Annotated in this window: 20 protein-coding genes and 1 tRNA gene; 7 read left to right on the forward strand and 14 right to left on the reverse strand. The window is 43.0% G+C overall.

All coding sequences use genetic code 11. From position 1 onward, the window contains the following. Positions 1-217 precede the first annotated feature (217 nt). Positions 218-302 (reverse strand) — tRNA-Leu (locus tag HUZ36_RS07235). Positions 303-619: 317 nt separating this feature from the next. Between HUZ36_RS07235 and HUZ36_RS07240 the strand changes: the two genes are divergently transcribed. Next, positions 620-1,117: an RDD family protein gene (locus tag HUZ36_RS07240; RefSeq protein ID WP_147391106.1), complete on the forward strand. Its 498-nt coding sequence runs from the start codon at positions 620-622 to the stop codon at positions 1,115-1,117. Between the two features lie 140 nt (positions 1,118-1,257). On the opposite strand, the gene lptG is transcribed toward HUZ36_RS07240, so the two are convergent. Continuing rightward, positions 1,258-2,325 carry an LPS export ABC transporter permease LptG gene (lptG, locus tag HUZ36_RS07245; RefSeq protein ID WP_125250566.1) on the reverse strand — a complete coding sequence of 356 codons (1,068 nt, stop codon included), beginning with the start codon at positions 2,323-2,325 and terminating at the stop codon, positions 1,258-1,260. After that, on the reverse strand, positions 2,322-3,434 hold the full coding sequence (gene lptF / locus HUZ36_RS07250) for an LPS export ABC transporter permease LptF (protein ID WP_125250567.1): 1,113 nt from the start codon (positions 3,432-3,434) through the stop codon (positions 2,322-2,324). Before lptF ends, lptG begins: the two co-directional genes overlap by 4 nt. Positions 3,435-3,630: 196 nt before the next feature. Between lptF and pepA the strand changes: the two genes are divergently transcribed. The 3 genes from pepA to HUZ36_RS07265 all read left to right on the forward strand — a co-directional run bounded on the left by pepA (position 3,631) and on the right by HUZ36_RS07265 (position 8,805). After that, positions 3,631-5,142 carry a leucyl aminopeptidase gene (pepA, locus tag HUZ36_RS07255; protein WP_125250568.1) on the forward strand — a complete coding sequence of 504 codons (1,512 nt, stop codon included), beginning with the start codon at positions 3,631-3,633 and terminating at the stop codon, positions 5,140-5,142. A 346-nt stretch (positions 5,143-5,488) separates the two neighbouring features. Then, a complete protein-coding gene (locus HUZ36_RS07260; RefSeq protein ID WP_125250569.1) occupies positions 5,489-5,935 on the forward strand; it encodes a DNA polymerase III subunit chi in 447 nt (148 codons plus the stop codon). Positions 5,936-5,955: 20 nt separating this feature from the next. Then, a complete protein-coding gene (locus HUZ36_RS07265) occupies positions 5,956-8,805 on the forward strand; it encodes a valine--tRNA ligase (RefSeq protein ID WP_176032461.1) in 2,850 nt (949 codons plus the stop codon). 77 nt (positions 8,806-8,882) lie between these two features. On the opposite strand, the gene rpoS is transcribed toward HUZ36_RS07265, so the two are convergent. From rpoS to HUZ36_RS07315, 10 genes are all read right to left on the reverse strand, one after another. Continuing rightward, on the reverse strand, positions 8,883-9,863 hold the full coding sequence (rpoS, locus tag HUZ36_RS07270; RefSeq protein ID WP_125250571.1) for an RNA polymerase sigma factor RpoS: 981 nt from the start codon (positions 9,861-9,863) through the stop codon (positions 8,883-8,885). A gap of 62 nt (positions 9,864-9,925) precedes the next feature. After that, positions 9,926-10,747, reverse strand: coding sequence for a peptidoglycan DD-metalloendopeptidase family protein (locus tag HUZ36_RS07275; RefSeq protein ID WP_147391103.1), 822 nt, complete (start codon positions 10,745-10,747; stop codon positions 9,926-9,928). 678 nt (positions 10,748-11,425) lie between these two features. Beyond that, positions 11,426-12,064: a protein-L-isoaspartate(D-aspartate) O-methyltransferase gene (locus HUZ36_RS07280; protein WP_176032462.1), complete on the reverse strand. Its 639-nt coding sequence runs from the start codon at positions 12,062-12,064 to the stop codon at positions 11,426-11,428. Between the two features lie 8 nt (positions 12,065-12,072). Further along, complete coding sequence (gene surE, locus HUZ36_RS07285; RefSeq protein WP_128730927.1) at positions 12,073-12,813, reverse strand: 5'/3'-nucleotidase SurE; 741 nt, start codon at positions 12,811-12,813, stop codon at positions 12,073-12,075. Between the two features lie 371 nt (positions 12,814-13,184). Beyond that, positions 13,185-14,192, reverse strand: a complete 1,008-nt coding sequence (gene truD / locus HUZ36_RS07290) for a tRNA pseudouridine(13) synthase TruD (protein ID WP_176032463.1) — start codon at positions 14,190-14,192, stop codon at positions 13,185-13,187. Continuing rightward, a complete protein-coding gene (gene ispF / locus HUZ36_RS07295) occupies positions 14,189-14,665 on the reverse strand; it encodes a 2-C-methyl-D-erythritol 2,4-cyclodiphosphate synthase (protein ID WP_125250575.1) in 477 nt (158 codons plus the stop codon). The genes truD and ispF overlap by 4 nt, the downstream gene beginning before the upstream one ends. Continuing rightward, positions 14,658-15,356, reverse strand: coding sequence for a 2-C-methyl-D-erythritol 4-phosphate cytidylyltransferase (gene ispD, locus HUZ36_RS07300; protein WP_125250576.1), 699 nt, complete (start codon positions 15,354-15,356; stop codon positions 14,658-14,660). The genes ispF and ispD overlap by 8 nt, the downstream gene beginning before the upstream one ends. Continuing rightward, positions 15,340-15,633: a cell division protein FtsB gene (gene ftsB, locus HUZ36_RS07305; RefSeq protein WP_125250577.1), complete on the reverse strand. Its 294-nt coding sequence runs from the start codon at positions 15,631-15,633 to the stop codon at positions 15,340-15,342. The genes ispD and ftsB overlap by 17 nt, the downstream gene beginning before the upstream one ends. A 38-nt stretch (positions 15,634-15,671) precedes the next feature. Next, positions 15,672-16,295, reverse strand: a complete 624-nt coding sequence (locus HUZ36_RS07310) for a hypothetical protein (protein WP_176032464.1) — start codon at positions 16,293-16,295, stop codon at positions 15,672-15,674. 100 nt (positions 16,296-16,395) lie between these two features. Further along, the gene (locus tag HUZ36_RS07315; protein WP_125250579.1) at positions 16,396-16,866 is read right to left on the reverse strand and encodes a DUF2947 domain-containing protein; all 471 of its coding nucleotides are present in this window, start codon (positions 16,864-16,866) and stop codon (positions 16,396-16,398) included. A 21-nt stretch (positions 16,867-16,887) separates the two neighbouring features. Here HUZ36_RS07315 and HUZ36_RS07320 point away from each other — a divergent pair, with 21 nt between their 5' ends. From HUZ36_RS07320 to HUZ36_RS07330, 3 genes are read left to right on the forward strand one after another with little or no spacing between them, the layout of a single operon-like run. Then, a complete protein-coding gene (locus HUZ36_RS07320) occupies positions 16,888-17,187 on the forward strand; it encodes a DUF1653 domain-containing protein (RefSeq protein ID WP_247652021.1) in 300 nt (99 codons plus the stop codon). Positions 17,188-17,230: 43 nt separating this feature from the next. Beyond that, the gene (locus tag HUZ36_RS07325; protein ID WP_125250580.1) at positions 17,231-18,067 is read left to right on the forward strand and encodes an AAA family ATPase; all 837 of its coding nucleotides are present in this window, start codon (positions 17,231-17,233) and stop codon (positions 18,065-18,067) included. Positions 18,068-18,069: 2 nt separating this feature from the next. Continuing rightward, positions 18,070-19,254 carry a vWA domain-containing protein gene (locus HUZ36_RS07330; protein WP_128730882.1) on the forward strand — a complete coding sequence of 395 codons (1,185 nt, stop codon included), beginning with the start codon at positions 18,070-18,072 and terminating at the stop codon, positions 19,252-19,254. 47 nt (positions 19,255-19,301) lie between these two features. Here HUZ36_RS07330 and HUZ36_RS07335 read toward each other — a convergent pair whose 3' ends face one another. Continuing rightward, a complete protein-coding gene (locus tag HUZ36_RS07335; protein WP_125250582.1) occupies positions 19,302-19,955 on the reverse strand; it encodes a response regulator transcription factor in 654 nt (217 codons plus the stop codon). Positions 19,956-20,000 lie beyond the last annotated feature (45 nt).

A 20,000-nucleotide genomic window follows, 5' to 3' on the forward strand; every position in this document is an offset into this window, starting at 1 on the left:
GTGGCGACCAAGTCCGACACCACTATTTTCAATACACAAATTCAAGGCATAAAAAAACCCTTGCTAAAAAGCAAGGGCTATAAAAGTGGTACCAGTGGGCGGACTCTGAATTTGTATTAGCGCCACCCGCGTGGCGACCAAGTCCGACACCACTATTTTCAATACACAAATTCAAGGCATAAAAAAACCCTTGCTAAAAAGCAAGGGTTATAAAAAGTGGTACCAGTGGGCGGACTTGAACCGCCACGCCCGAAGGCAACGGATTTTGAATCCGTCATGTCTACCAATTCCATCACACTGGCATAATTTTTCTTTCATCTTCTAAAACAAGAGAAAATAAAGAAAAACCACTTTGAGCTTGGGCTTTTTTTATTTGCCTTCGTCTCTATGCTTTGCATTATACAAAGGCGATGCAGAACGGCAAGTAATTTTTTTGCAATATCGCGTTAACTGCTTGTTATTTGCACACAAGATGCTAGATTTCAGCCAAACGTCAACTTTATTGTTGTAAAAATGATAAAGGTAACGTATTGCTAGGCCATTAGTTAATGTAATTGAGTAAACGTTTTACACGTTTATGTGTAGAATACGCGTCAACCTTGTAATGATGAGAGTTGTTATGTCCAACATCGTTCCTGCGAACTTTGCACGCCGTTTGGCTTCACTTATATACGACAGCTTAGTTGTAATTGCATTTGCCATGCTTACGACTATTGTATTTCTGCTTATTGTTAATGGATTTATTTCATTTGGGCTCTTGTCACTAGGTAGCCATGAAGATGTGTCTGCTTTGATCCAAGCAACCCCAATTTTATATACGGCAAGAACAGTCTTACTAGTGGCTGTATCTGTACTATTTTTCGCTTATTTCTGGACAAAGAGCGGCCAGACTATCGGTATGCGAGCTTGGCGCTTAAAAGTACAAACACATAATGGTGAGTTATTGACTTGGCCAACCGCAATTGCGAGAAGCTTATGTGCTCTACTTGGACTTGGCAATTTATTAGTGCTAATCGACTTTAAGAAGAAAAGATCGCTGCAAGATTTACTCTGTGGAACGCAAGTTATCGTACTAAGTAAAGAAGAAAATAAAAAGGTATACAACAGCTTGGGCTGAATTTTCGCTCAGCAACAACCGTTATTCTGTGTGCAAAAATATAGGCCTCACTTGAAGGCCTATATTTTTTAGCTGAAAAGGTAATACCAATCAGCATGAATACCAACTAAATTTAAGGGAGTAAAGTTAGCAAATTGGTATTAATTTTGTCTTTTTAGTAGATGTATTGCCAATCCAATGAATAATAAACTTGGCATCAGCGCCCCAACAACGGGAGGCACTTGATACACCATCACGATGGGGCCAAAAATTTCATTACTCAAATGAAATGCTAAACCAGTGATCACCCCCATGATAATTCTGGCTCCCATGCTTACTGTTCTAAGCGGCCCAAAAATAAAAGAAAGTGCGACCAACAGCATCACCCCTATCGTCAGCGGCTGCATCACCTTACGCCATAGCGCCAGCTCGTAACTACTTGCGTCTTGCTCATTTTGTTTCAAATACGCTAAAAACGACCATAACCCCGTAAAAGATAGCGCGTCTGGTTCTACTGAGACTACGCCAAGCCTGTCCTCACTTAACTCAGATTCATACAACATGGATTTGGAATAGTGAGTAGTGATTTGCTGCTGACTCAAAAGCACTTCTTCAACATCCTGCAATTGCCAGCCACTCGGGGTACTTTGTGCCGATTGCGCACGCACAATTTTTGCAAGAGTTAGCGAATCGTCGAAGTAGTAGATGGCAATGTCTTTTAATTGCCCACTTTTTTCAACATTACTGATGTTGATGAAATTGCTCCCGTCTTTAGCCCAAACACCACGCTGAGCACTGTAAACTTCACCACCATAGATAGCTTCATTTTTAAGCTTTTTTGCAGTTTGCTCTGCCTTAGGAGCGCCCCACTCTCCTAAAGCCATCATAAATAACGCCAGTACCACCGCGGTCTTCATTACTGACATTATAATTTGCAGGCGTGACCAACCAGCGGCCTGCATCACAATAAGTTCGCTGCTAGATGCCAACGCGCCAAGCCCAATTAAGCCACCTATTAATGCCGCCATAGGAAAAAACACCACGACATCACTGGGCATGCTATAAAGGGTATATAACATCGCACCAAGCAGGTCATAGCTTCCACGACCCACAGAGCGCAACTGTTCAATAAACTTGATTAAGGTATTAATACCCACAAATACCAGCAGTGCAAACCCAGTAGTTTGCAGAATACTTCGGCCTAGATACCAATCTAGTGTCTTCATCATGCCGTTGTCTCCCGCTTCATAAATACCGATCGCACCCAAACACCAAACGGCCGTCCCTTAGCGATTAAATAAACACCAATAAATAGTACACACAGGTGGATCCACCATAAACCAACAGATGCAGGAACTTTTTCTTCCGCTAGTAAAAATTTACCGGCATTGAGGAGGATAAAATAGCCCAAATATAATGCGATAGCAGGAACCAATTTCGCAAATTTGCCTTGCCTTGGGTTAACCACACTCAGTGGGACTGCGAGCAGAGTTAGCAACAAAATAGAAATAGGTACTGACAGTCTCAACTGAAATTGTGCTTTGGCTTCAGGCGTATCCATTTCTAGTAACTGTAGACTAGGAATAGCCTCTAGTTTTCGACGCTGATGCTCTATTTCTTGTTCTTTAATTTGCACTTGATAGCTACCAAATTCAGTTCTATTTAGCGCCTGACTGAAACCATCGGTTTCGTAGCGTTTACCGTCATGAAGCAACAGCTGCTGCTCACCGGTCTCTAATTCTATGACTTCGCCTTTTTGGGCATACACTAAGCGTGCAGCCTGATTGGAATCTTTTTCAGGGAGTTGTGCTACAAATACTTTGTTTAGTTCACGTCCCTGATCGCTGATCCCATGGACAAATACCACCGCTTTTTCGTTTCCGGTTTGTTGAAACCTACCTGCACGAAGGGCAGATAACCCTGACTCGGCATCAGCCTGCTCTCTTAGCTGATACTCTTTTTCACTGGCCCATGGCGCTATATACATGCTCACGCAAGCCGCAAGTAACGCAAAGAAGGCGCTAGACACCAACGTCACTCGCACAACATACCATTCGCTTACCCCGCAGGCTTTTAATACTGTCATTTCACTGTCAGCATAGATGCGACTGTACGCAAGAATTATCCCAAGAAAGAGGCTCAGCGGTAAAATGTAGCCAGCAAGTTGCGGCAATTTCAAGGCTAGCATAGCAAGCACTAACTTACCGGGTATACCTCCTTCAGATGCAGAGCTCAGAATGAGTACAAACTTTTGTGACAAAAAAATTGTCATTAGGGTGAGAAAAACCGCAATCTGAGATTTTAGTACCTCACCCGTTAAATAGCGGAAAATAAGCAATGTTCGTCCCTATAAAACGTCTCGTTTCACTGGAATAGTGGGAAAAATTGAGTAAACTGATTATTTTAGTCAGTTTATTATATGTCAATGTAACGCAATATCCTACCTAAGGTTAAAGCATAATCACGACTTTAATGTAGGAAAGTGTGTTGACATCAAAAGTTCAAAAAGACATAACAAAGACTCAGGAGTCGCAATGGAATTCAGCGTTAAAAGTGGTAGTCCAGAGAAACAGCGCAGCGCATGTATTGTTGTAGGTGTATATGAACCACGCCGTCTCTCACCAATTGGTGAACAGCTGGATAAAATAAGCGAAGGCTACATCTCCAACTTACTCAGACGTGGTGATCTTGAAGGCAAACCAGGACAAGTTTTACTGCTGCACCATGTTCCTAACGTGTTAAGTGAACGTGTTTTATTGGTCGGCTGTGGTAAAGAAAGAGAATTAGACGACAAGCAATATAAACAAATCATCTCAAAGACCATCAATACATTGAATGAAACCGGCTCAATGGAAGCGGTATGTTTCTTAACAGAACAACATGTAAAAGGCCGTGACACCTATTGGAAAGTTCGCCAAGCTGTTGAAACCACACAAGACTGTTTATATACCTTTAATCAATTAAAGAGTAAAAAGAGCGAAGCAAGACGCCCACTTCGCAAAATAGTGTTTAACGTCCCCACACGCCGTGAACTAACTATTGGTGAAAGCGCGATTGAACATGGCCTAGCGATCGCCGCGGGAAGCAAGCTGTGTAAAGACGTAGCAAATATGCCACCAAATATCTGTAACCCACGCTATTTAGGTGAGCAGGCACAACAATTGGCTGAAGACTTTGATAATGTGACGGTAAACCTTGTTGGCGAACAAGAAATGGAAGAGCTGGGTATGCACTCTTACCTAGCGGTTGGCCGTGGCAGCCATAACGAGTCGGTGATGTCGGTGATCCACTATAATGGTGGTGATGAAGGGCAAGCACCAATCGTATTCGTGGGCAAAGGGCTCACTTTCGACTCCGGTGGCATCTCTATAAAACCAGGAGAAGCCATGGACGAAATGAAATACGACATGGGGGGTGCCGCTGGCGTGCTTGGTTTGATGCGCGCAGTAGTACAAATGCAGCTACCACTTAACGTCATAGGTGTATTAGCAGGCTGTGAAAACATGCCTAGCGGCGATGCTTATCGCCCTGGCGACATTCTAACAACTATGTCTGGCCAGACCGTTGAAGTACTTAACACGGATGCCGAGGGTAGGTTGGTGCTATGTGATGCCTTAACGTATGTTGAAGCCTTCGAGCCAGAGACGGTTGTAGATGTTGCAACACTCACTGGTGCCTGCATTGTCGCACTTGGCAGTCATGCCACAGGTTTGTTATCTAACCACAACCCGCTAGCCCATGATTTACTCAAAGCATCTGAGCAAAGTGGTGACAGAGCATGGCAACTGCCACTTTGGGATGATTATCAAGAGCAGTTAGAAAGCCCATTTGCAGACTTTACTAACTTAGGCGGTCGTGCAGCTGGCACAATCACAGCAGCATGCTTCTTATCTAAGTTTACTAAAAAATACAACTGGGCGCATTTAGACATCGCGGGTACCGCATGGCGTAGCGGCAAAAACAAAGGCGCCACGGGCCGTCCTGTGCCTATGCTGATGCAATATTTACTGAATCGCGCCAATATCACAGATGCACAGCAAGATTAACACTTTTGGTCGCGAACTTGTTTAAGCAAGTTCGCGACATCAAATCACGGCCTATTTCCCCATCATAACCGAAGGCTACAGAGTACTTAAATTTCCCAAGTCGGCGATCCCCACCACTTATTATATTTTATTCTGCTTAGTTTGGTTCTTGATTGATGGTATTGCCTTTATATGGCAGAATACAGCCTTATTTATGTGCATTTATATGGCGCTATATTTAGTTTTAAACTAAGCCGCGCATACTAACTTTATTAGTCTACTCAATCACAGTAAAAACATTACAGATATTGAGCAGCTGTGGAGTCTGTGGCAAACCTCAGGACTCCTCGCAATTGGTATTATTATCATGACTATCAAAGCGCGCTTTTACGTGTTAAAACAAAACGATGAGCCGGGGGTTAGCGTTCCGGCTCATTTTGATCTGGCAGCACAAACTGCGGCGAGCTTATATCAAGCTGGACACCGTATCTTTGTTAACGTGGATAATACTGACGACGCTCATTTATTCGATGAGCATCTTTGGTGTTTTGACGCAGACAGATTTGTGCCCCACAACTTACAAGGCGAAGGCCCCAAAGGCGGCGCACCAGTGGAAATTGGCACTATGCCTCCTGCTGCTCGTCGCCCCGTGCTCATTAATCTGGCTCGGGTCATCCCTGACTTTATTCGTCGCTTTGAGCAGGTGATAGATTTTGTGCCTGTTGAAGCCAGCGCTAAGCAAGCCGCGCGAGAACGCTTTAAGCAACTTCGTGCACTTGGCGCAACAATTTCCACTGAAGACATTGAGAAATAGCATTTTTAGGGTTCTGTGTAATGGATAAAACCTACAATCCACAAGATATTGAACAGTCTTTGTATCAAGACTGGGAGTCAAATGGCTACTTTAAGCCATCAGGCAATGGTGACGCATACTCGATTATGATCCCACCGCCGAATGTCACAGGTAGTCTACACATGGGCCACGCGTTCCAAGACACTATCATGGACACGTTGATCCGCTACCAGCGTATGAAAGGCAAGAACACGCTTTGGCAAGTGGGCACTGACCATGCAGGTATTGCAACTCAGATGGTGGTTGAGCGTAAGCTTGCAGCCGAAGAAGGTAAATCACGCCATGATTTAGGCCGTGACGAATTCATCAATAAAATCTGGGAATGGAAAGAGCAATCAGGTGGCACAATCACCAAACAGTTACGCCGTTTAGGTGCATCTGTAGATTGGGATAGAGAACGTTTTACCATGGACGATGGCCTGTCTGAAGCGGTAAAAGAAGTATTCGTGCGCCTATATCAAGATGACTTAATCTACCGCGGTAAGCGCCTTGTTAACTGGGATCCAAAATTACACACTGCGATTTCTGATTTAGAAGTTGAAAACAAAGATAAACAGGGTCATATGTGGAATTTGCGCTACCCGCTTGCGGATGGCGTAACCACTAAAGATGGTAAAGACTACATTATCGTAGCAACCACACGTCCAGAGACCATGCTAGGTGACACTGGTGTTGCAGTAAACCCGGATGATGAACGTTACCAAGACTTAATTGGCAAAGAAATTCTACTTCCTATCGTCAACCGTCGCATCCCTATCGTTGCTGATGAACATGCGGATATGGAGAAAGGTACAGGCTGCGTAAAGATCACACCAGCGCACGACTTTAACGATAACGAAGTTGGTAAGCGTCATGAGCTGCCAATGATCAACGTGTTCAACAAAGACGCAGCTGTTCTGAATACGGGTGAGTGCTTTACTTTTGATGGTAAGCCACTTGAAGCGATGGATGCCCCAATTCCAGAGCGTTTCCACGGCCTTGACCGTTTCGATGCGCGCAAGCTAATTATTGACGAGTTTGAGCAGCTTGGTCTACTTGAGAAAATCGACGACCACAGCCTAACTGTGCCTTACGGCGACCGCTCTGGCGTAGTTATCGAGCCACTACTTACCGATCAGTGGTATGTTCGCGTAGCTCCTCTTGCAGAGCCTGCGGTAAAAGCGGTAGAAGATGGTGATATTCAATTCGTACCTAAGCAATACGAGAACATGTACTTTTCTTGGATGCGTGATGTTCAAGACTGGTGTATTTCCCGTCAACTTTGGTGGGGCCACAGGATCCCAGCTTGGTATGATAATGAAGGTAATGTATATGTTGGCCGTGACGAAGTAGAAGTACGTCAAAACCATAACCTTGATGCAAGCGTAGTACTTACACAAGATGAAGACGTATTAGACACTTGGTTCTCTTCAGCACTGTGGACTTTCTCAACATTAGGTTGGCCTGAAAACACAGAAGATCTAAAGGTATTCCACCCTTCAGATACCTTGGTTACTGGTTTCGACATTATCTTCTTCTGGGTAGCTCGCATGATCATGATGACCATGCACTTCATCAAAGATGAAGATGGTAAACCTCAAGTTCCATTTAAGACCGTTTATGTGACTGGCCTTATTCGCGATGAAAATGGCGATAAGATGTCTAAGTCAAAAGGTAACGTGTTAGACCCACTAGACATGATTGATGGTATCGATCTTGAGAGCCTAGTGACTAAACGCACGGGCAACATGATGCAGCCACAACTAGCTGCAAAAATTGAGAAAAACACGCGCAAAACATTTGCCGATGGTATTGAAGCACACGGCACAGATGCCTTGCGCTTTACCCTAGCAGCAATGGCGTCAACGGGACGTGATATCAACTGGGATATGAATCGTCTTGAAGGTTACCGTAACTTCTGCAACAAGCTTTGGAATGCTAGCCGTTATGTATTGATGAACACAGAAGAACAAGACTGTGGCTTCAATGAGAACGAAAAAGTGTATTCTCTTGCCGATCGTTGGATTTTAGGGCAATTCCAAAATACGGTTAAGGTGTTCTCTGAGCACTTAGATAACTACCGTTTTGACCTTGCAGCAAATACGATTTATGAGTTCACATGGAACCAATTCTGCGACTGGTATCTTGAGCTAACAAAGCCAATTCTGTTTAAAGGCAATGAAGCACAGCAGCGTGGTACACGCCATACGCTTATTACCGTGTTGGAAGGCTTACTTCGTTTGATGCACCCACTAATGCCTTATATCACAGAGACCATTTGGCAACGTGTAGCACCAATCGCTGGGGTCGAAGCAAAGACAATTATGCTTGAAGCCTTCCCTGTATTTGACGAAAGCAAAGTTGATGCGCAAGCGATGGCAGACCTTGAGTGGGTGAAGCAATTTATTATCGCTGTCCGTAATATTCGTGGTGAAATGGATATCAGCCCAAGTAAGCCGTTAAACGTGTTACTTGCTGGTGCAAGCGACGAAGACAAGCGTCGTCTAGAAGAAAATCAAGCTTTCTTAAGCGCATTAGCGAAACTGGAAACAGTAGACTTACTCGCAAGCAAAGACGAAGCACCAGCTTGTGCAACTGCATTTATTGGCGACCTTGAGATTATGATCCCAATGGCAGGCCTGATTGATGTTGAAGCAGAGCTTGCGCGTATTGCTAAACAGCTTGAAAAAGCAGAAAAAGGCCTAGCTCAGGTTGAGAAAAAACTTGCGAACGAAAAGTTTGTAAGCAATGCACCTGAAGCAGTACTTGCTAAAGAAAAAGCGAAATTAGCTGAGTTTAGCGATGCGAAAACAAAGCTACTTGAACAAAAAGCTAAGATAGAAAGCTTATAATCGCTTTCTATTGTCCAGCTTTTTAGCTAGAAAATCGAAAAAGCCGCAAAATTGCGGCTTTTTTCATAATACTAATTTTACTGTTGTTCAAATAAACTGTCTGTGCTCAGCCCTTCGTGCTGTAAAATGTCTTTTAAACGTCTCAGTGCTTCTACTTGGATTTGTCTTACACGCTCTCTAGTTAAGCCTATTTCGCGGCCAACATCTTCAAGCGTAGATGGTTCATAGCCAAGTAGACCAAAGCGTCTTGCCAACACTTCTCGCTGCTTTGGATTAAGTTCACCAAGCCAGTCAACGATATGCTTATTAATATCATTGCTTTGTACTTCAGTTTCTGGACCACCACCCTTTTCGTCCGCGATAATATCGAGCAGTGCTTTGTCATTTTCACCACCAATAGGCGTATCTACTGAGGTGATCTTCTCATTCAAACGTAGCATCTTACTGACTTCTTCGACTGGTTTATCGAGGCACTCAGCGATTTCTTCCGCAGTGGGTTCATGATCTAACTTTTGCGTCAACTCTCGAGCTGTACGCAGATACACATTGAGCTCTTTTACGACATGGATTGGTAAACGAATAGTGCGAGTCTGATTCATTATCGCTCGCTCGATGGTTTGGCGGATCCACCAAGTTGCATAGGTAGAAAATCTAAACCCGCGTTCCGGGTCAAATTTTTCTACAGCTCTTATGAGCCCCAGGTTCCCCTCTTCAATCAGGTCAAGTAAAGCTAAGCCACGGTTGTTGTAACGGCGCGCTATTTTCACAACTAGCCTTAAATTGCTCTCAATCATCCGTTTGCGTGAAGCTTCACAGCCTCTGAGTGCCTTGCGTGCAAAATACACTTCTTCTTCTGCACTGAGCAGAGGGGAAAATCCAATTTCACCTAAATAAAGCTGAGTAGCGTCCAAGTTTTTAACCACTTCTTCTTTGGCAAAAACATCTTCGTCATCTTCGAGATCTTCGAGCAATTCATCTTTTGGTTCGTCGATGTTGTCATCGTCAAACTTATCTAACTCTGGAGTTGATTTTGTAGGTAATTTTGCAGTGTGAGCCATAAGTATTCTCCCCAAGCGAATAAAAGTACGGGTACTCGACCTAATCGATGTACTCACATACTTTATGGCAAGTATTTTGCCGGGTTTACAGCTTGGCCTTTAAAACGGATCTCAAACCTCAGTGCCGTCTTAGAAGCGTCTGTACTACCCATTTCGGCAATTTTTTCCCCAACTTTAACTTTTTGCTGTTCCCTGACGAGTAACTTAGCGTTATGAGCATAGGCGCTTAGATAATCATCTGTATGTTTCAAAATGATTAAATTACCGTATCCTCGCAGTGCGCTCCCTGCATATACAACTACACCGCCAGCAGCAGCCCTTACTGAAGTACCAGGTTTATTAGAGATTTCTAACCCCTTGTAACCGTTTTCTTTAACTGAAAACTGACGTGTTACCTTTCCTTCAGTCGGCCATTTCCATAGTACCTTATTATTATACAAAGCCTTGGCACTATTAGATTTTTGTGTGGCTTGTCTTTGAACATACTCTCGTTGTTTTGGCTTATCAAGCTCTTTTTTAGCGATTTTGTTACTTTTTTGTTTTAAAGACTGAGACTTGCGGTTTACTTTTGTATATTTATTGTTCTTTTTATTCTTATTTACTGGATACTCTAAGCGTATAATTTGATTCGGATAGATAGTGTACGGGGGCTTAATTTTATTGATTTTCGCAAGCGTTCTTACATCTTTGTTAGCACTAAATGCAATTGCAAATAAAGTATCGCCTTTTTTAACTTTGTAACTACTTCCGTTTATATTAATTTTATGTGTCGAAGTGGTCTTACCAGAATACAATGTAGTAACAGGTGCTGGGGTATGATTTGATGAACAAGCAACAAGCAAGCCGCTTAAACAAATCGATATAATGACCCTAGGCTTGCGCATTACTTATATTTTCCAGTATGAATAAGGACTACTTTCATATTAATCTAACTTAAATTTATTGTATTTTCACACTTTACTGGAAAAAATAGAGATATTTTATGTAGTTGCTATGTGAGTTCAGCTTCACGGCATCTAAAAGTCAAAGCTACAACTTGTCCTTAATTTAACTTGGACTCGAGTCAACTAAAGACCTAAGCTCAACAGGTGTACTATTACTCTGGCTTGAGACTACTTCTTAATCTAAGGCAAGCTTTTGCGTCAATAGCTAGCCTATTGCAAACAAGCTAAACGCAGTAGTATGGGATTGCAGCTACTAGAGAACAATTTATATCAATTATCTTAGTAAAGTTTGCTTTTTTAAGGCAAGGAAATCTTGTCAATAACACTACTCCCGCATTCTACTAACGCTGCGATAGCGACCTCCGTGGAAGCCAGACAAAAATTTTGCTATTTAGTTGTTCTAAATAAGAATTTTTTAACGCTGTTAGCGTCAGATTTCCCCCTTCAAATTGTGCAAGTATTAAGGCTAATTGGTATCAATATCTCGAGTCCAGATTATCTAATTTGAAGGCCGCCTTTACGCTATTTGCTTAAATTAATTTGAGCGCAGTTGAGTAGTAAACAGCCTGAGCTTCGGATAAGTAGCTAGAGTTTTTGACATCGGCTGTATATTATTGTCTAACTCACTTCACCGGCAACCAAAGGTACAAAGCGTACTGGCGCTAAGGCATGACGAATATATTGCTCTCCCTTTTTGACAAATAAAGTCAACGTTTGCGTCTCAACACCGATTGGGATGATCATTGCACCTCCGTCTTGTAGCTGAGCAAGTAAGTCATCAGGCACCGATTGTGCTGCTGCGGTGACAATAATGCCAGCAAACGGGGCTTTTGATGGCCAACCTTTCCACCCATCCCCATGCTTCATTGTGACATTGTATAAATCTAATAAGTGAAGCCGTCTTCTAGCTTGCCACTGTAATGATTTAATTCGCTCTATGCTAAATACCTGCTCAAAAACCTGTGCAAGAATAGCAGTTTGATATCCAGAGCCAGTACCAACCTCTAATATACTTCCCTTTACGCCAACTTGTTTCAATACTTCAGTCATTTTTGCGACAATAAAAGGCTGAGAAATAGTTTGTCCTTGTCCAATAGGAAGCGCTGTGTTTTCATAAGATTTATGCTTCAACACTTCGTCGACAAACAAGTGCCTTGGGGTACTTGCCATTACCTCAAGTATTTGTTTGTCTACAACTCCTTGTTGTTTTAACAGCGCCACTAGCGCATTGGCGCTGCCCTGATAATTATTCAGCACACGCGCCTCTACAATAACCAGCTAGCCACTGCATCTAAGCTTTCGTGAGCGGTCATATCAACTTTTAACGGAGTAATTGCAGCATAACCATTATTCACTGCATGAAAATCAGTCCCTTCTCCAGCATCACTTTCACGCCCAAGAGTGCCGTACCAATATACGCTTCTACCCCAAGGATCTATTTGCTCTGTCATCGTGTCAGCTTTGTGACGCGCTCCCAAACGCGTTACTTTTATTCCCTTGAGTTCATCAAGGGGAATATCTGGTACATTGATATTAATGATTTGGTCTTTTGGCAGTGGGTGATTTGCCAACTTTTTAATGATCTCTATTGTCACATGTGCGGCGGTTTCATAGTGCGCTTCATTTTTTGAACACAGTGATACCGCAATGGCAGGTAGCCCTAAATGCCGTCCTTCAGTCGCAGCAGCAACGGTTCCTGAATATAGCGTATCATCACCAAGATTGGCGCCATTATTAATACCTGCAACCACTAAATCAGGCAATTCATCAGTAAGTTTGCTGACACCTAAATGAACACAGTCCGTTGGCGTGCCATTCACCGAAATAAAGCCATTATCTAATGTCGTTGCTCGTAAAGGATTTAAAAGCGTTAATGAGTTGCTAGCACCACTACAGTTTCGGTCTGGGCCAATCACCGTAACATCAGCTATCTGAGACAATGCTTGATACAAAATAGCAATCCCTTTGGCGTGAACACCATCATCATTACTTAATAGGATCTTCATTTTTACCTCTTCTTTGGCAGGCAATGCGTAGCTTGTTGCCATCTGATTTTTTTATTTTGATTAGTCAATAGGTTGCAAGCAAGCCGAACCAGCTGTTGACTTAATATTAGCACTCTTCACAATGACTGCTAGCACCAGTTAATATCGTTTTGCTTTTATACCTACTCAATTTGCAGGCGTAAGTTTAACGTTCGCTGCAATAAAGACCTCATCCTTAAAACGTCGAAGTTACAAACTTTTAGTCTGCCTATAGCACTGTAGGTACTTTGGCAATAGCAAGCTTAGGTAGTAGCGCTGCCACACCATCTTCTCTTAACCTAGTCCGCTTACACTCAATTAAGCAAATTAATATTACTCACCTGGAACTTTGACTATTTCTTACTAGCATCACGGTGATTGACAAGCTCTCTGAGCACAGCGGTTGCAAAAGTACCTTTTGGCAAACTAAATTCAAGTACCATAGAACTTTGTTCGGTCATACTAACTTTGAACTCTTGTGGCATTAATCTGAGTGCTCTACGCTCATTCTTCATACCAAACTCAGCCAACCCATTATGCCACTGTGAAAATGAACTCAACCACTCTCGCTCTTGTGGTAGTAACCCTTTTTCACCTTTACCAACTAATGGCGCAGAAAGCAGAATATCGTTACCTAACAGTCGTTCTATTAATTCGCAATCAATATCTGATTCAAAAAAAGCATTACTGCCATTTAAAAGGAATATTTCACGATGCCAGGTGGTTGCCAAGCCATGTTCAGCAACTCGACGACTCACGACTTGATTAAAAAGGTGTGACCTCGCCGCGGACAAAACCAGGCCTCTGAGCTTTTTATCTCGAATTTTTTCACCATCAAACAATCTCTGTGCCATATCAAGGTTGTGACCATCATGACCAAAACGCTGCTCCCCAAAGTAATTTGGGACTCCCTGACGCACTGCGTTAATACGAGACAAAATATCGAGTGGCTCAGTGACGTTACGTAACGTAATGGCGAAACGATTACCTTTATGGCAGCCTGTTTTCAGTTTTCGGTTATGTCTTACCTGTTTTACAATAAAGATTGAGTCACTATTGAGCGCGCTAAAGTCCAAAGGTTTTTTTATTGGCACCGGTACACTAAACCATTGGGTACAAACACCATGCCTATCTTTAATACCAGCATAACTCACCTCACGAGGAGGGAGCTGCGCAAACTCTGCTAATTTCTTCGCCACATATGCGGTATTTTCGCCCTTTTTAACGATTTGTAAGCAAACATGCTCACCTTCACCAGTAAAAGGTATGTCTAAGATCTCTTCAACCCGAAAGTCCTCTGGTTGTGACTTGAAGTCACCATCAGAGAGGGGTTTACCATATAGATAATTTAATGTCTTCATGTTTTAACCAACAGCACGACTGCGTGACTTGAGATCCCTTCTTTGCGCCCCTCAAACCCCAGTTTTTCTGTGGTAGTTGCTTTCACATTAACTTGGTCTAGTTGGGTTTCACAGTCCGTCGCAATATTACCGCGCATCGCATCGATATGAGGTCGCATTTTCGGTGCTTGAGCTACAATGGTGACGTCAATATTCCCAATTTGATAACCTCGAGCCTTCACTTGTTCCATAACACGGCGCAACAAAATACGACTGTCTATATTTTCAAATTCACTCGCGGTGTCAGGAAAGTGTTTACCAATGTCTCCAAGTGCGAGCGCACCTAATAAAGCATCACATAACGCATGAATCGCCACATCTCCATCAGAGTGAGCGATAAACCCCTGTTCATAAGGAATTTTTTCGCCACAAATTGTCAGCGGTCCAGCACCACCAAATTTATGAACATCAAATCCGTGGCCAATTCTAATCATGCTGCTTACCTTGTTGTTGAATAATAAACTCCGCCAGAGGTAAATCCTCCGGAGTGGTGATCTTAATATTATCTGTGCGTGCGGCTATCAACTGAACTGGTTTTTTTTGTAATTCCATCGCTGACGCTTCATCTGTAATATTAGCGCCTTGCGCTAACCCAAGCTCCAGTGCCGCCAATAACTCTTCATACTTAAACATTTGCGGTGTGAAAGCCTGCCATAAAGACTCTCTCGGCACCGTTTTTTGCACCAATTCAGTACCACATTTAATCGTATCTTTAACTCTGGCAGCCAGTATGCCACCTTGTCCCTCATTAACACACTTTGCTATCAAGTGATGAATGTCTTCAAGCGCGACGAGAGGTCGAGCAGCATCATGCACGAGTACCCAATCAGGCTTACTCGAAGCTAACGCTCGTAGAGCGAGCAACACAGAATCAGCACGCTCCTTACCACCGTCACAGTGACCAAAGCGACTGTCCGGCAGCAAGCTCGTAGTAAAATAGCTATCTTCTTTCGATACGGCTACCATGAACTGCTCAACGCCATCCAGTTTCGCTAATTTCTCTAATGTGTGCACTAAAATAGGTTTGCCCAATAAAGGGATATACTGCTTAGGCACCTGTGCCTGCATTCTACTGCCGACACCGGCAGCTGGAATAATAACCGCTAATTTATCGTTTCTTTTCATGGGGTACTTTAGGTAATACGCGGATGAAGGTTTCGCCAGGCTTGATCATGCCAAGCTCATGACGAGCCCGCTCTTCAACCCCTTCGAGGCCCAGCTTGAGATCTTCAATATCCGCTTTGAGTAGTTTATTTCTTTTGCTTAGGTTGGTGTTAGTTTCTTGGTGCGATTTAACTACAGATTTAATCCGCGTGTAATCCTCCACGCCGTTGTGGCCGAACCAGAGTCTATATTGAATAAATAGCGCTAACACGAACAGCGCTAATTGAAAAAATCGCATCGTTTATTCCAAACTTCTACCATTGAGCCACTTTTGGATTATTGACTCGTCTTTATTTTTTGTACGTGTGACCAATTAATCGCACTGGCTAATAACATTTCTCTTAATGTTAGCCTGCGCGGTGGTGCCGCTTTACCGTAATGCCAAGTGTGACCGCAGCACGCAGCAACCATCAAGGCTTTTGTGGGTTTTAACAGCTCAATAGATTGCGTCTCCGGTGGCGTTAAGCTGTCACCGTTCATCGCAAACCAGCCAAACTGATTACAATGGACTTTTCCTGAAGCGCAAATTTGATCAACACTATCTAATCGCACAGTAACACCCGAAAGTTCAGCACAAAGAACTGGAGCCACTAACCCAACTTTTACTTTGTTTAAAAAAAATGCCTCATTGGCTACTTTATCACTTTTTGGCTGAGTTTTTTGTTTTGCCAGCCAACAGCCATTAAAGCTGTCTAGTTCAAGCGGTACATCACCATGAATAATGTGAGTAGCAGCACGCTCCACATAATACGGTAGGCTGTTTAACAAACGCTGAAGACGTTGATGATCAGATAATTCAGCAAGTTTTGGCAGTTCTCTGGCATAAAATACATTTACAAGTTCTGCAAACATCAGGCGTGATGCTTCATCATACCAAATTGTATTTTGCTGCTGCTCCAAAACGCCTCCTATCGGTACAATCTATCAACGTAGACCGGTGTACATCCTTTATACACTAGCCATGTTTCAAATCAAAGCAAAGTGCGCAGCTGAATAAGCCTTATGGTTTAGTTCCTAGTTTAGCTTCTCCTTCAGCCATAAACTGGACTACCGAACTACGTTTTTTACCAATTAGGAAACTTCCATCCGTCAAAAACATAAAGTTTTGCCAACACCGTTTGAACACATCAAAGCGGGTCTCAATTACATCATCTCGAGAGAGACAAAAATACACCGTGGTATTGGCTTGCCAATCAAGAAATTGCTCAATCGCTTCTGGAAATTGCTCACCAGCCTCCCAGGGCTGTTCCCAACTAAGGGTTTCTTGCCATGACTCAGCTTTGCCAACCCAATCTGTTTTATCAAAAAAATCTGGGTGATCTTTTTCGTTGCTCACCATGGTGCTCCAAAGCACCGCAGCACGCGCCGCAGACATTGGTTTTATCAATGCCAAATCGGCAGCTTCGATTGGAAGATCTTTATGTTTGAAAACCCAAGCTTTCTTATAATCGTCCAGCGCAATATAATTCATCTTTAAACACCTTCAGTCTTAATGGCACGGATTATAACATTTCAGTCCGTCACGTACGGCTTTTATTTTTTGGAGCTTGAATTAGTGGATATCACACCTGGAATTTACCGCCACTACAAAGGAAAACTTTATCGTGTGCATGCTTTAGCAACACACAGTGAAACGCAGGAAAAACAAGTGGTTTATCAAACCCTATATGGAGATATGAGCTTTTGGGTTAGGCCACTTGAAATGTTTTTAGAAAACGTTATGGTCGAAGGCGAGGCGGTACCTCGCTTTACCTTAATTGAAACCGAAGCAGGGTTGGCAGCGAAAAGCTGATTGTGGCAAGATGCGGTTATCTCATCTGACCACAAGAAGTTGAATTATGTTTAAAGGTACTGATCAATATATTGCTACCTCTGCACTACAACAGGCCGTGAATGCGGCCATCGTATTAGAAAAACCACTCTTAATTAAAGGCGAACCTGGTACAGGCAAAACCTTACTCGCTGAAGAACTTGCTAAAAGTTTAGACACAGAGTTAATCCAATGGCATATAAAGTCAACCACCAAGGCCCAGCAAGGCTTGTACGAATACGATGCGGTCTCGCGTTTGCGCGACAGCCAACTTGGCGACCCTCGCGTTAACGATGTTAGTAACTACATCATCAAAGGAAAATTATGGCAGGCGTTTACCGCCACAAAACGCCCTGTTTTACTCATAGATGAAATCGATAAAGCTGATATTGAATTTCCCAATGATCTACTGTTAGAACTCGATAAAATGGAATTTCACGTTTACGAAACTAACGAGCAAATAAAGGCAAAGGTGCGCCCCATCGTTATTATTACTTCAAATAATGAAAAAGAGCTGCCAGATGCCTTTTTACGCCGCTGCTTTTTCCATTATATCGACTTCCCAAGCAAAGAAGAGATGCAGCAAATTGTGGATGTGCATTTTCCACATATTAAATCGAGCTTGGTACAACGTGCTCTTGAAAGCTTTTTCCAATTACGCGACACACCAAACTTAAAGAAAAAGCCCAGTACGAGTGAGCTGCTTGACTGGTTAAAACTATTGCTCGCAGAAGATATTTCCCCTGAGACATTACACGATAAATCCAATCAAGGTGGCTTGATGCCATTATTCGGCGCACTACTTAAAAATGAACAAGATGTTTCTTTGGTTGAAAAACTCGCCTTTATGAGCCGACGCTGATCATGCTTATTGATTTTGTACTCACACTTAGACGTTACGGTATTAAAGCAAGTTTGCGAGAATTACTGGACTGTCTAGAAGCACTTGATAAAGAGGTGTGCTTTGCCGATCTGGACGGCTTTTACTTTTTGGCAAAAATCATCTTCGTGAAAGATGAAACTTTGTTTGATAAATTCGATCGTGCGTTTGCTGATTACTTTGAGGGAATAGACTCAATAGACCTCTTCTCAAAACTTCAACAGCAGCAATTACCTGAGGACTGGCTGCGTAAAGAGTTTGAGAAATCACTGTCTGAAGAAGAAAAAGCCAAACTCAACGCAATGGGTGGACTCGATAAGCTCATTGAAACGTTGAAAGCACGCTTGGCAGAGCAACAAAAACGTCACGCTGGCGGCAATAAGTGGGTTGGTACAGGGGGCACTTCGCCTTTTGGGGCTTACGGCTATAATCCTGAGGGGATCCGCATTGGCCAAGATGGAAATCGCCATCGCAGAGCAGTAAAAGTTTGGGACAAACGGCAATACCGCAACCTCGATTGTAATACTGATATTAGCAGCCGCAATATCAAATTGGCTCTTAAGCAGTTGCGTAAATTTGCACGCAGCGGGGCAAGTGATCAGCTTGATCTGAATGAGACCATTCGTGCCACCGCAAGACAAGGCGGCATGTTAGATGTAAAAATGGCACCAGAGCGACATAACTCAGTTAAAGTCTTGATGCTGTTTGATATTGGTGGCTCCATGGATGACCATATCCAGCTATGTGAGCAACTTTTTAGTGCCGCACACGGTGAGTTTAAGCATCTTGAATTTTTTTACTTCCATAATTGTGTATACGAACATGTTTGGCACGATAATGACCGTCGTGACAGCGAATTGCTTGACACTTATCAGCTAATTAACCGTTATGGCTCAGACTATCGGCTAATATTTGTTGGTGACGCGACAATGGGCCCCTATGAAATCACCTATCCCGGCGGTAGCGTAGAGCATTGGAATCAAGAGGCTGGAGCCACGTGGCTGAACCGTTTAACCAATCACTTTAGTAAGGTGGGTTGGCTTAATCCTCAGCCGCAAAGTTATTGGTCTTACTACCATTCAATCGAGCTAATAAATCAATTAATGCAAGACCGAATGTATCCGCTAACAATTGAGGGATTAAGTCAGGCGTTTAAAGAGTTAAGCTAAAAGAGTCTTGCTTGCAAGGAAAGCGTCTTGCAAGCAATGATGCGAGGTTACTCATTCGCTTCAATAGGTTCTAATTGTAGTTTTGAAGCAATCAATACGGCTTGGGTACGATTATAGACCCCTAGCTTTCTGAAAATAGCAGTAATGTGTGCCTTTACCGTCGCTTCTGAGATATTTAATTCATAGGCAATTTGTTTATTTAACAGGCCTTCATGAAGGTATTGCAATACTTTATATTGCTGCGGTGTTAATGACGCAACCTGCTGCGCAAGCTCTTTATCTTCCCCCTCTAGCTCTGCGACTTTGTCTTTCATCCCTTCTGGTAACCAACTTTCTCCATCAAGCACTTGTTCGATAGCTTCTGTAATTTGCTCGACCGATGCTGCTTTTGGGATAAACCCCATCGCACCATAACCCATCACCTTTGAGATGATTGAAAGATCTTCGCTTCCCGACACGACAACAACAGGGAGGCTTGGGTGATCCTCTCGGATCCGAATTAGTCCATATAAATCACCATTGCCCGGCATATGTAAGTCGAGCAGCAATAGGTCTAGTTCTTCTTGTTGTTGTAAGACCGAGAGCGTAGTGTCAAAGTTTTCAGATTCGAATACCTCTAGCCCTTCAAATTGCGCTTTTAGAGCCCCCTTAAGCGCCTCTCGAAATAGAGGATGATCATCCGCGATTAAAAACTGATACATGCTATGCTCCTAAAAAATCGGCTGTTATCGTAAAGATAACAGCCG

It is taken from the genome of Pseudoalteromonas sp. McH1-7, assembly GCF_013366255.1.
Taxonomy (GTDB): domain Bacteria; phylum Pseudomonadota; class Gammaproteobacteria; order Enterobacterales; family Alteromonadaceae; genus Pseudoalteromonas; species Pseudoalteromonas peptidolytica.